9 protein-coding genes are annotated in these 11,994 nt (G+C 61.5%); 5 read left to right on the plus strand and 4 right to left on the minus strand.

All coding sequences use genetic code 11. The annotated features are described in order from the left end of the window. Positions 1-267 precede the first annotated feature (267 nt). Genes ABS769_RS17540 through mtgA form a run of 3 tightly spaced genes read right to left on the minus strand, consistent with a single transcriptional unit; the run spans position 268 to position 2,445 of the window. Positions 268-696, minus strand: a complete 429-nt coding sequence (locus ABS769_RS17540; protein ID WP_317062376.1) for a CBS domain-containing protein — start codon at positions 694-696, stop codon at positions 268-270. Further along, complete coding sequence (locus tag ABS769_RS17545) at positions 656-1,702, minus strand: glycosyltransferase family 2 protein (protein ID WP_317062374.1); 1,047 nt, start codon at positions 1,700-1,702, stop codon at positions 656-658. Before ABS769_RS17545 ends, ABS769_RS17540 begins: the two co-directional genes overlap by 41 nt. Before the next feature lie 2 nt (positions 1,703-1,704). Further along, positions 1,705-2,445: a monofunctional biosynthetic peptidoglycan transglycosylase gene (gene mtgA, locus ABS769_RS17550; protein ID WP_317062372.1), complete on the minus strand. Its 741-nt coding sequence runs from the start codon at positions 2,443-2,445 to the stop codon at positions 1,705-1,707. A gap of 74 nt (positions 2,446-2,519) precedes the next feature. Here mtgA and ABS769_RS17555 point away from each other — a divergent pair, with 74 nt between their 5' ends. From ABS769_RS17555 to ABS769_RS17565, 3 genes are all read left to right on the plus strand, one after another. Further along, positions 2,520-3,410, plus strand: a complete 891-nt coding sequence (locus ABS769_RS17555; protein WP_317062371.1) for an Hsp33 family molecular chaperone HslO — start codon at positions 2,520-2,522, stop codon at positions 3,408-3,410. Between the two features lie 153 nt (positions 3,411-3,563). Then, complete coding sequence (locus tag ABS769_RS17560; protein ID WP_043889850.1) at positions 3,564-4,403, plus strand: hypothetical protein; 840 nt, start codon at positions 3,564-3,566, stop codon at positions 4,401-4,403. Between the two features lie 242 nt (positions 4,404-4,645). Next, positions 4,646-7,549: a TonB-dependent receptor domain-containing protein gene (locus ABS769_RS17565; RefSeq protein ID WP_176338981.1), complete on the plus strand. Its 2,904-nt coding sequence runs from the start codon at positions 4,646-4,648 to the stop codon at positions 7,547-7,549. Between the two features lie 124 nt (positions 7,550-7,673). Here the strand turns inward: ABS769_RS17565 and ABS769_RS17570 are convergent, their stop codons facing one another. Beyond that, positions 7,674-8,282: a TetR/AcrR family transcriptional regulator gene (locus ABS769_RS17570; protein ID WP_317062369.1), complete on the minus strand. Its 609-nt coding sequence runs from the start codon at positions 8,280-8,282 to the stop codon at positions 7,674-7,676. Between the two features lie 137 nt (positions 8,283-8,419). Between ABS769_RS17570 and ABS769_RS17575 the strand changes: the two genes are divergently transcribed. Continuing rightward, the gene (locus tag ABS769_RS17575; protein WP_317062368.1) at positions 8,420-9,343 is read left to right on the plus strand and encodes an alpha/beta fold hydrolase; all 924 of its coding nucleotides are present in this window, start codon (positions 8,420-8,422) and stop codon (positions 9,341-9,343) included. Next, the gene (locus ABS769_RS17580; protein WP_317062367.1) at positions 9,340-11,814 is read left to right on the plus strand and encodes an acyl-CoA dehydrogenase; all 2,475 of its coding nucleotides are present in this window, start codon (positions 9,340-9,342) and stop codon (positions 11,812-11,814) included. Before ABS769_RS17575 ends, ABS769_RS17580 begins: the two co-directional genes overlap by 4 nt. Positions 11,815-11,994 lie beyond the last annotated feature (180 nt).

Genomic DNA, 11,994 nt, shown 5'->3' on the forward strand with positions numbered 1-11,994 from the left:
ACCTCGGCGGACGCACGCGCAGCGTGCATTACTCACAAACACGCACACCGACCATCTCCACTGGTCCTTGCCCGCCCACCGTCGCGGGACCTTACGCGGCATGGATGCCGCGTAAGAGCCTACACGGACGTACTTGCGGCGTGTCCCGTGATGGTGGGCGGGCAAGGGCCCTGCAACCAACTCGCAGATCATCCGCTCTACAACCCAAAGCATCCACACCATTCAGTAAAATATCAAGGCAACCGAACGGCTTCTGCTAGCGCGGCGTTAGCTGGCGATATAACGCTGCAACTGATCGATATCGCGCTGCTGGTTCTCGATCACCGCCTTGACCAGATCGCCGATGGAAATCACCCCATGCACGCGGCCATTTTCCACCACCGGCAGATGCCGGAAGCGTCCATCGGTCATCAATTGCATGCAACGCTCCACCGTGTCCGATGGCGACACTGTCACCACTTCGGTGCTCATGATCTCGGCAACGCTGGTGGTCGATGAGGCGCGATCGCGCAATACCACTTTGCGCGCGTAATCGCGCTCGGAAACGATGCCAATCGGGCGCGGCCCGTCCATCACCAACACCGCACCGATGCCCTTCTCGGCCATCAAGCGGATCGCCTCGATCACTGCGGCGTCGGCCGCAACCGCAAATACCTCAACCTGTTTGGTCCCCAACAGCTGTCGTACGGTCTGCATGGCCCGCTCCGCGCTTGGTCTGGTGATCGCAGACTACTCCCACCGCGCCGCAGTGGGTATCGACCAGATACAACGGGCGCTGCTTGGCCTCGTCATACAACCGGCCAAGGTATTCACCGATCAAGCCCAACGCAATCAGCTGAATCCCGCCCAGAAACAGGATCACCGACATCATGGTCGGCCAACCCGCCACCGGGTCGCCCAGCAACGCCGCCTTGATCACCACCCAGCCACCGAACAGGAACGCCACCAACGCGGTCAGCAAACCGAGATAGGTCGCCACGCGCAACGGCACCGTGGAAAAACTGGTGATGCCATCCAGCGCGAAATTCCACAACCGCCACACCGTGAACTTGCTGCGCCCCGACAGCCGCGGCGCACGCCGGTACGGCAACGCCACCTGGCGAAACCCGACCCAGCCAAACAGGCCTTTCATGAAACGGTGGCGCTCGCGCAGCTGCTGCAAGGCCTGCACCACCCGCGGTGACAACAACCGGAAATCTCCGGTATCGGCCGGAATCGGCGTGCGCGACAACTGCCGGATCACCCGATAGAACGCATGCGCCGCACTGCGCTTCAACCAGCTCTCGCCCTCGCGGAAAATCCGCGTGCCGAAGATGTTGTCGTAACCGGCACGCCACAGCGCAACGAACTCCGGGATCAACTCCGGCGGGTCCTGCCCATCGGCATCGAGCAGCACCACCGCACCGGGCAACACATGATCCAGCCCCGCAGAAATGGCCACTTCCTTGCCGAAGTTGCGCGACAGCCGCACCGCGCTCACCTGCGCATCGGCCTCGGCAAGTGCCTGCAACACAGTCCAGGTGCCATCGCTGCTGCCATCGTCGACATACAGCACGTGCGCGTGCAATCCGCTCAATCCCGCGAGCACCGCGCACAGACGCGGATGCAGCAACGGAATACTGGTCTCCTCGTTATAGGCGGCAATCACCACCGTGAGGCGATCTGCTGCAACCGGCAACTGCGCTGTTTCTAACGCACTCATGCTCATGGCGCCTGCAGATACGCAGGACCGCCCAACTGGCGCGCCTGCCGCTGGATCCACGCGGTGCGCCGCTGCACATAGGCCCCGGGGCGCCGTGCGTCATAGCGACGTGGCGAGGGCAGCACCGCCGCCAGACGCGCCGATTCGGTCGGCGACAACCCTGCCGAATCCTTGCCCCAGAACTGCCGGGCAGCGGCCTGCGCGCCATACACCCCATCGCCGAATTCGGCCACGTTGAGATACATCTCCAGAATGCGCTGCTTCGGCCACAACAGCTCGATCAGCACCGTGTACCAGGCCTCCAATCCCTTGCGCACCCAACTGCGGCCCTGCCACAGGAACACGTTCTTGGCGACCTGCTGACTGATCGTGCTCGCCCCACGCACGCGCCCACCGCGCGCATTGTGATCGCGCGCCTTCTCGATGGCCTGCAGATCGAAACCGTGATGTATTGGAAACTGCTGATCCTCCGCAGCCACCACCGAAATCGGCAGGCTGGCAGCAATCTTGTCGTAGTCGCGCCATTGCTGATGCAGCGAAAAATTCCAGTCGCCTTCGCCCCAGGCTTCCAGATAGCGCCCCACCATCATGCTGCTGATCGGCGGATCAACCAGCCGCAGCACCAGCACCTGCACCACGCTCGCGGCGGCGAACAACAACGGTGCTGCCAACACCCAGCGCAGCCAGCGCCGAGCGCGCCGCGGTGGCGCTACCTGCTTGCCATCCAATGCATCCGTCCCCATTGTTTGCTACGACCTATCATCCCGATGCCTGCCGCATTATCCGGCAACCGGCGTCCCTTACGTCCGATGTTCCCATGACCGATCACGATCAGCTTTCCCGTTTCCTGCTGCCTGCCGCCGGCGTGCGCGGCGTCCACGTGCGCCTGACCCAGTCCTGGCACGACATCCAGGGTGCAGCGGAGTACCCGCCGGCCGCCCGCCAGTTGCTCGGCGAAGCGGCGGTGGCCGCGGCATTGTTCACCGGCCATACCAAGGTCGACGGACGTCTGTCGGTACAGCTGCGCGGCAATGAAACACTGCGCACCTTGTTCGCCGAATGCACCGCGGCCGGTACCTTGCGCGGCATCGTGCAACTGGCCGACGGCGCCGATGCACCCGCCGACCTGCGCGAACTGGGCGAAGCCGCACTACTGGCGATCACCATCGAAAATCCCGGCCTGGACCCGCGCGAACCGCAGCGCTACCAGAGCCTGGTCGGTATGCAGGCCCCGGATCTGGCCGAAGCCTTCGAGACCTACTTCCACCAGTCCGAACAGTTGCCGACCCGCCTTTTGCTGGCCGCAGGCCCGGACCAGGCGGCCGGCCTGTTGCTGCAGAAACTGCCCGGCGACGAAGGCGACAACGACGGCTGGACCCGCATCGGCGCGCTGTTCGACACCCTGGGTGCCCCGGAACTGCTGTCGGTGGCTGGCGAAGACCTGCTGCACCGTCTGTTCCACGAAGAGGAGCCGCAGTTGCTCGGCGACAAGCCGCTCAGCTTCGGCTGCTCCTGCTCGCGCGAGCGGGTCGCTTCGATGCTGCAGTCCCTGGGCGAAGAAGAAGCCCGCGCAGCGGCGGAGGCGACTGGCGAAGTCGAGGTCCGCTGCGAGTTCTGCGGGCGTGAGTATCACTTTCCGTTGACCGCCCTCGACGTACTTTTCAGCGCAGCGCAACCTTCGCTGGAAGCGCCGGAAAGGTTGCAGTAGAAAGGTTTGACGGGTGCGTTCTGGGGAACGTACCCACTTGTTAAATAATCATAAACACCCTAGCATTCTCGTCGCCCGCTCTCGGGAACTTAACAACTCCTCCTGGGTCTGAACTCTGGTATGCGACACCTCCTGCGCCTTCCGCTCGCTTTGCTGGTTGCCCTTGCGGCAGCCACGGGTGTGCACGCGCAGTCGGCCGCCTCCCAGCAGCTGCGCGAAAGCACCATCCTGCCAGTGTGGAACAAGGGCAGCGGCAAGGTGGAAGCCTTTCTGTATCTGGAGCCGACCGGCGAGCAGAAGGCCGGGGCACGCTGGCACTTCGGACGCAATTCGCTAGATGCGGCCTTTGGCCTGACCTCGGGCGATTCGCTGGGCCTGATCTGCAACAGCAGCCGTGGCACCAACATCAACGGTTTGGCCAGCCATTGCCTGCTTGCCGGCATCGGCGACGAAGAAGACGACAGCGCTGCCGCATCGCGCCGCGTCTCGGCCACGCTGGGCTTCAACCGTGCTGGCGCCCGCGCTGGCGTCACCGCCGGCACCGGCCGCGACACCTTGCCCGCCTGGCTGATCGGCGCCGGCAAGGCACCGCTGACCCGCGTCGAACAGAACGACCTGACCGTGTTCGGCCAGAAGAACATCGGCCGCGAAGGCTTCGTCTCGATCGGCGGCACCTATGCCCGCGCGCGGCTGGTGCCCTTGGCAGACGTCTCCCCGGCCATCGCAGACCAGTGGGACACCAAGACCCTCAGCGTCGGCGGCGGCTATGGTGCCTTCAGCGCCAACGTCATCGGCCGCGTGGTCGACGTTCCCGGCCAGCCGGAAAAATGGGAAGGTCTGGGCCTCGGTCTGACCTGGCGCACCCCGTGGAGCGGACAGTTGACAGTCGGCGCGGAAAATGTCATCTCCCGCGGCAAGAACCCCTTTGCCCCGAACAACGAAAGCAACAACGACGGCACGATTCCGTACGTTCGGTACGAACAAGACCTGTAAGCTACTGATTTAAAAGTACCTTCCCAGAACGCCACCGGTTCGTCGCCGGTGGCGTTTTTCGTTCTGGATGTTGCCGCGCGTCTCCGTTTCACGTCTTTCTTCTTTTTCGTTAACGGGACTTTAATTCTTCGCGCAACGCATATACCATCGGTTCACCCTGACGTTTTGGATCCGCTTCTTTCGGAACCCCCGACAGGCAAACAACCCTTGGCAGTACCCAAGATCACTTGGAGAGAGAGCTAATGAATTGCAAGTCCAACAAGCTGCGCGATGCAGTTGTCCTCGCGCTTGTCGTGGGCGTGGCCGGTACCGGTACCGCCGTCGCGCAGGAAGCCGGCGGCGCCACCAACCTTGACAAGATTGAGGTCACAGGGTCGCGTATTCGCCAGGTCGATAGCGAGACCGCTCAGCCGGTGATGTTGATTAGCCGGGATCAAATTGAAAGGCAGGGCTTCAAGTCGGTTGCCGACATTCTGCAGAACATTCCTACCGCAGGTTCGCCGGCAATCAGCCGTACTTCGCCGTTGAGCTCAGGTGAAAACGTCGGTGGTTACTACATCGATTTGCGCAACTTGGGTGCCAATCGCACTTTGATCCTGGTTGACGGCCACCGCCTCGGCATCACCAATGGTGGCCTGCAGGACGTTGCATCCATTCCCGCCGTCATGGTTGAGCGCATCGAAGTCTTGAAGGATGGCGCATCCACGATTTATGGCTCCGACGCAATTGCAGGCGTGATCAACATCATCACCCGCAAGGATTTCGAAGGTGCCGAAGCCAACGTCTACATCGGCCAGTGGGGCCAGGGCGACGGTCAGCGCGAAGTGTACGATTTCACGATGGGTTTTCGTGGTGATCGTGGCTCGCTGACTGCCGGCGTCGAATACACAAATGAAGATCCGGTGTGGGCGCGTGATCGCTGGTTCAGCCGCGACCGCTTCCCTACCGGCGAGAAGACCGATCCGCGTCCGGGCGGCCTCTCCGGCACCACTGAATTCGGCCGATTGGCTTATCGCAATGCCGCCGGCGGAACATCTACGGCTACGCTGCGCCGCGACGTGGCAGGGCTCGACCCGGCAGATTTCTCCAGCTACCGTCCACTCAATGGCACCGATGCTTCTAACCCGGCATTAGCTTCCACCGTCTACAGTGGCATCAAGCGTAAGTCGGCGTTCCTCAACGGCCATTTCGACTTCACCGACAACGTTGCATTCGACACCAGCGTTCTCTACACGGATCGCGAGTCGTTTGCACAGAACGCTGGCTATCCAATGCAGAGCGCTGCATTTGATCTGAGCAGCGCCGGCCTGTCGGTGGACAGCGTATTCAATCCTTTGGGTAATCAGGCAAGCGGCACATTGCCTCCGGGCGTTGCGCCTCAGAGCGTTCAGTATGTCCGTCGCGGCTGGGAAGTTCCCCGCGAAGTCATGAACAACCTGACAACCTCGCGGTTCACGGGCAAGTTCAGTGGCAGCTTTAACTTCGGTGAGAAGTACTGGGATTGGGAAGCTGGCTACCTCTATAACCAAAACAAAGGCACCCAGATCAGCACGGGTAACCTCAACACCTTTGCAGTCGGTCAAGCCACTGGCCCGTCCTTCATCAATGCAGATGGTGTCGCCCAGTGCGGCACTGCTGGTGCGTCGATTCCGCTTGGCTCTGGCCCTGGGGCATGCACACCGTGGAATCCGCTCGTTCCGTTTGGCTATAACGCGCCAAACGGTCTGAGTGATCCAAACGTTCAGGCTTATCTGTATCAGCCGGGCCAGGCATTGTCTGAAACCACGACGAAGAACTACTTCGCAAGCGTTGCTGGCGTTCTTGCAACGTTGCCGGCAGGTGACCTCGGTGTCGCGTTTGGCGTCGAGCGCCGTGAAGAAAGCGGTTCTTTCTCGCCAGATGCCTTGGCGCAGACCGGCATTTCTACCGATCTTGCTGCAGGCCCCACCAGCGGCGGCTACAACCTCAACGAAATCTATGCCGAGTTGCAGGTTCCGTTGCTGGCCGACCTTCCTGGCGCTCAGGAACTAAGTGTGACGCTAGCCTCCCGTTACTCGGATTACGATACTTTCGGTAATACGACCAATAGCAAATTCGGATTCAAATGGAAGCCCATCGAGTCACTTCTGATTCGCGGCACGTGGTCGGAGGGGTTCCGCGCACCGACGGTTGCAGACTTGTTTGGAGGTCTGTCGCAAAGCTTCGAGGACTACACGGATCCGTGTGATACTTCGTTTGGCCCGGCAGCTGGAAACGCGCGCTGCTTGGCGGATGTACCGGCAGGTTTTCGTCAGCTGAATGCTTCTGGCATTGCTCCTGCAGATGGTCCTGGTGAACAATCGAATGTTCCCTTTATCTCTGGTAGCACGCCAACGCTGACTCCTGAAACCTCGACATCCAAGACGCTCGGATTTGTATGGAGCCCAGGCTTCATCAATGGCCTGAATGCTTCGCTGGACTGGTGGAACATCCGGATCGAGAATACGATCGTGGCTGACACACCTACCGATCTATTGGATGACTGCTACTTGCGTGGCCTTGAGTCGCGCTGTGTGGGCTTCACCCGTAATGCGGCAGGTAATGTCAGCGAGCTGTCGTTTGGCCTACGTAACGCCGGCTATGTTGAAACAGAAGGTTTCGACTTCGACCTAAACTATCGTTTCGAAACTCAATGGGGCAACTTCACGACATCGCTCCTGAATACCTATGTATCAAAGAACGAACTGAAGGCGGACAACACAGCAAATCCTCCAAGCCAGCAGAACGGTTTCGGTGGTAACTTCCGCGTTCGCTCCAATCTTTCGGTGAACTGGCAGTGGGACGATTGGTCGGTGACCTGGAGTACGCGTTATTTCTCACGTACCAAGGAGCGTTGCTTTGCTGATGATCGTTGCAGCTTGCCGAACTTTAGTGCCCCTGAATTCCAAGGGTCCATCGTTGGCATGAATGAGCTGGGTTCGAATACGTTCCACGACCTTCAAGTTGCTTACGTCCTTCCTTGGAATGCTACGGTTGCCGTTGGTGCGAACAATATTTTCGAGCATTATTCGGCGCCTGCTTACGGTCAGCCCAACTCCGGCTATTCCTATTACGGCGGGTACGACATTGGCCGCTTCATGTACATGAAGTATCAGCAGCGCTTCTGATGCAGATCAAAAGCGAAGCTTAAGAAAACGGCCCCTAACGGGGCCGTTTTTTATTTGAGATATCTCAAAGGTCAATCTAAAGCGTGATCAGCACGCCGATAGACCGGCCCTGCCAATTTGCCAGTTACCCAGGAATCAACGTCTGAATCACATGCTCGACATAGGCTTCGAAGTCTTCGCGGGCCTGCTTGGGTTGCTGTAGTTGCAGCGACAGCTGCAAGAAGCCGACGTAGGCGGCGTAGGCCAGGCGGGCACGGTGTTGGGCGTCGGTGCGGCTCAGGCCGGCCTGGCGGAACGAGGCGATCAGGTAGTCGAGGCGGCGTTGCGAGACGCGGTCGATGACCGGGCGCACGGCCGGGTGGTCGAGTGCCTTGAGCAGTTCGCTGTAGATGACATGCGGCTTGACTTCGTGCGCGACAAGTTGGAACAGTGCGCGTAAGCGTGCGCTCGGATCCGGGACGTCTTCCAGGCTGCCGAACACCTCCTTTTGTTCGAAGATCTCCCAGCGTTCGAGGGCTGCCTGCAGCAGCGCATCACGCGAGGGAAAGTGCCAGTAGAAGCTGCCCTTGGTGACGCCGAGCCGGCGCGCCAGTGGTTCTACGGCGACTGCACCGACACCTTGTTCGGCGATCAGGTCCAGCGCGGCCTGTGCCCAGTCGTCTGCGCTGAGGCGCTGACCGCGACCGGAACTGGCGCGGGGCGTGGTGGGGCTGGAATCGGTGGTGTCGTTCATTGTGACGATTTAACCATACGCTCGGGTCAGTTGCAGTATGCATCACGAAATGCAGGCACAACCGCCAGGATTCAATGGCTTAACCATCCATACCACTGAGTATTGACAGTGAGTGCACTAGATCCATACCATTAGGTATGGTCACCTCTTCCTCTAGCCTAGCGTGCACTACGTCTGTCACCAACATTCGTATTGGTGAGACGTTGCTTGCGGTGTCGGCGCAGGGCGCAGAACGCGCACCAACCGTGCTGTTGGCGCATGGATTCGGCCAGACACGACACGCATGGGAAGGCACGGCCACTGCCTTGGCGGAAGCCGGCTACCGGGCGCTGTCTTACGACGCACGCGGGCACGGCGATTCCAGCGTCAATGACGCTGAGGTGCCCTACTCGGCCACGCAATTCACCGACGATCTGATCGTGCTCGCCGGTGAGCAATCCGAGCCGCCGGTGCTGGTCGCCGCCTCGATGGGCGGGCTGTTCGGTCTGCTGGCAGAGGCGCGCTGGCCGGGTTTGTTTCGGGCGATCGTGCTGGTCGACATCACGCCGCGCTGGGATACGCGGGGCGTGGAGCGCATCCTGCGGTTCATGACTGCACATCCGGGCGGATTCGCATCGCTGGATGCGGCGGCAGACGCGATTGCCGCATATTTGCCGCATCGTCCGCGCAAGACCGCAGACCAGTTGCAGGCCTTGTTGCGGCAGCGTGCCGACGGGCGTTGGCACTGGCATTGGGACCCGCGCCTGGTCGACGAACTGGCGGGGCAGGATCCGCACACGCAGCAGCAGGCATTGCTGGACGCCGCGTCCCAGGTGCGTTGCCCGATACTGCTGATCAGCGGCGGGCGTAGCGATCTGGTCACACCGGACACCATCACCGAATTCCTGTCGATCGCACCGCATGCGCAGCACGTGCAGTTGCCTGATGCCACGCACATGCTGGCCGGCGACGACAACACCACCTTTACCGCCACCGTGTTGCATTATCTGGATGCACTGCCCTCGGTTGGCACCATCGCAGCGTCCAACATTACCGAGCATGTCACTGGAGCAAGACCATGAGCATCGTTGCACCGTTCCTCCTCGTCATCCTGGCGGCGGGCATCGCTGCCTACCACCGCATGCGCCTTGCCACCTGGGTCGCGCTGAGCGCCTGCGTGCTGGTGGCCTGCTGGTTGCTGGGTGCCAATCTCACCGCAACCATCGTCGCTGCCGTGCTGGTCGTGCTGGTTTCGGCGCCTGTCTTGCTGCCGTTCCTGCGCAAGCCGCTGCTGACCACGCCGCTGATGGGCTTCTTCCGCAAGGTGCTGCCGCCGCTGTCGCAGACCGAACGCATTGCGCTGGAAACCGGCTCGGTGGGCTTCGAAGGCGAGCTGTTCACCGGCGATCCGGATTGGCAGAAGCTGCTCAACTACCCCAAGCCGCAGCTGACCGCCGAAGAGCAGGCGTTTCTGGATGGTCCGGTCGAAGAGCTGTGCAAGATGGTGAACGACTGGGAAATCACCCATGTCCACGCCGATCTGCCGCCGGAGTTGTGGGAGTACATCAAGAAGAACAAGTTCTTCGGCATGATCATTCCGAAGCAGTACGGCGGCCTGGGCTTCAGCGCGCTGGCACACCATAAGGTGATCCAGAAGCTGTCCTCGATCTCCAGCGTGGTCAGCTCCACCGTCGGTGTGCCCAATTCGCTCGGGCCGGGTGAGCTGCTGCTGCATTACGGCACGCCGGAACAGAAGGACTATTACCTGCCGCGTCTGGCCATCGGCGCCGAAGTGCCGTGTTTCGGTCTGACCGGCCCGTTCGCCGGCTCCGATGCGACCTCGATCCCGGACTACGGCATCGTCTGCAAGGGCGAGTGGAATGGCGCCAATGTGCTCGGCGTCAAGCTCACCTTCGACAAACGTTACATCACCCTGGCACCGGTGGCTTCGCTGATCGGCCTGGCGTTCCGCATGTATGACCCGGAAGGCTTGATCGGCGATAACAAGGATATCGGCATCACCCTGGCGCTGTTGCCACGCGAGACGCCGGGAGTGGAAATCGGCCGCCGTCATTTCCCGCTGAATTCCACTTTCCAGAACGGCCCGATCCGTGGCAACGAGGTGTTCATCCCGCTCAGCCAGTTGATCGGTGGCGTGGACATGGTCGGCAAGGGCTGGAACATGCTCAACGAGTGTCTGGCGGTGGGCCGTTCGATCACCCTGCCCTCCACGGCCAGCGGCGGCGGCAAGTACGCGGCGGTGGTGACCGGTGCGTATGCGCGCATCCGCAAGCAGTTCGGTCTGTCGATCGGCCGCTTCGAGGGCGTGGAAGAAGCGCTCGCACGGATCGGCGGCAAAGCCTATGCGATCAGTGCGCTGTCGCAGGCCACGGCAGCGGCGGTGGACCGTGGCGATGTGCCATCGGTGCCGTCGGCGATCGCCAAGTACCACTGCACCACCATGGGCCGCGAAGTGGTCAGCGACATGATGGATGTGATTGGCGGCAAGGGCATCATCCTGGGGCCGCGCAATTTCGCCGGCCGTGCCTGGCAGTCGGCGCCGATCGGCGTGACCGTGGAAGGCGCCAACATCATGACCCGCAGCCTGCTGATCTTCGGCCAGGGCGCAATCCTGTGCCACCCGTGGGTAATGAAGGAAATGAAGGCGGCGCAGGATCCGGATACGCGCCGTGGTCTGGAAGACTTCGATCAGAGCCTGTTCGGTCACATCCGCTTCGGCATCTCCAACGCGGTGCGCTCGTTCTGGTTCGGCCTGACCGGCGCACGCATCGGCGCTGCGCCGGGCGATGCGTATACGCGTCGGTTCTTCCGCAAGCTGGATCGCTATTCCGCCAACCTGGCGCTGATGGCCGACGTGTCGATGCTGATGCTGGGCGGCAAGCTCAAGTTCAAGGAATCGCTGTCCGGTCGCTTGGGCGATGTGCTGAGCCACATCTACTTGACCAGCGCGATGCTCAAGCGCTATCACGACGAAGGCGCACCGGCAGCCGATCAGCCGCTGCTAGCCTGGGCCTTCCACGACAGCGTGCACAAGATCGAAACCGCGCTGTCGGCCGCGCTGCGTAACTTCCCGATCCGTCCGGTCGGCTGGCTGATGTGGGTGCTGATCTTCCCGCTGGGCCGTCGTGCCGAAGCACCGGGCGACCGTCTGGGCCATCGCGTGGCATCGATTTTGATGACGCCGAACGAGGCACGTGATCGTTTGGGCCAGGGCGTGTTCCTGACCCCGTGTACCAACAATCCCGGCGGCCGTATCGCCAGCTACCTGGCCAAGGCCGTACTGGCCGAACCGGTGGAACGCAAGTTCCTCAAGGCGCTCAAGACCAAGGGCATTGAGGCACTGGATTTCCCCGCGCAGCTGGACGAGGCCGTGGCCGAGGGCGTGATCACCATCGACGAGCGCAAGCAGCTGGAAGAGTTGCGCGCGATCATGATGGATACCATCACCGTCGACGACTTCGATCCGCATGAGTTGCGTGCGGCCAGCTACTACGACAAGCCGCAGGCACAGCAGCCGCGCGAAGCGGCGTAAAGCGCAGGCCAAGGCGACAGTAGACGACGGCGGGCTTCGGCCCGCCGTCGTTGTTTGTGGAGACCGGCTAGCTCGCGAATACGCTGCCAGCAGCCCTGGTCTGTCGACCAGTTCCCAGCGGCTGCACCTTCGTAGGAGCGTGCTTGCCCGCGATGAAGCGTTACCGGTAATGCTTCATCG

This window comes from Xanthomonas hortorum, assembly GCF_040279205.1.
GTDB lineage: Bacteria > Pseudomonadota > Gammaproteobacteria > Xanthomonadales > Xanthomonadaceae > Xanthomonas > Xanthomonas hortorum_F.

Coding starts and splice junctions, on each gene's coding strand:
- ABS769_RS17540 (WP_317062376.1), bottom strand. CDS start 696: ATGCAGACCGTACGACAGCTGTTGGGGACCAAACAGGTTGAGGTATTT.
- ABS769_RS17545 (WP_317062374.1), bottom strand. CDS start 1,702: ATGAGTGCGTTAGAAACAGCGCAGTTGCCGGTTGCAGCAGATCGCCTC.
- mtgA (WP_317062372.1), bottom strand. CDS start 2,445: ATGGGGACGGATGCATTGGATGGCAAGCAGGTAGCGCCACCGCGGCGC.
- ABS769_RS17555 (WP_317062371.1), top strand. CDS start 2,520: ATGACCGATCACGATCAGCTTTCCCGTTTCCTGCTGCCTGCCGCCGGC.
- ABS769_RS17565 (WP_176338981.1), top strand. CDS start 4,646: ATGAATTGCAAGTCCAACAAGCTGCGCGATGCAGTTGTCCTCGCGCTT.
- ABS769_RS17570 (WP_317062369.1), bottom strand. CDS start 8,282: ATGAACGACACCACCGATTCCAGCCCCACCACGCCCCGCGCCAGTTCC.
- ABS769_RS17575 (WP_317062368.1), top strand. CDS start 8,420: ATGGTCACCTCTTCCTCTAGCCTAGCGTGCACTACGTCTGTCACCAAC.
- ABS769_RS17580 (WP_317062367.1), top strand. CDS start 9,340: ATGAGCATCGTTGCACCGTTCCTCCTCGTCATCCTGGCGGCGGGCATC.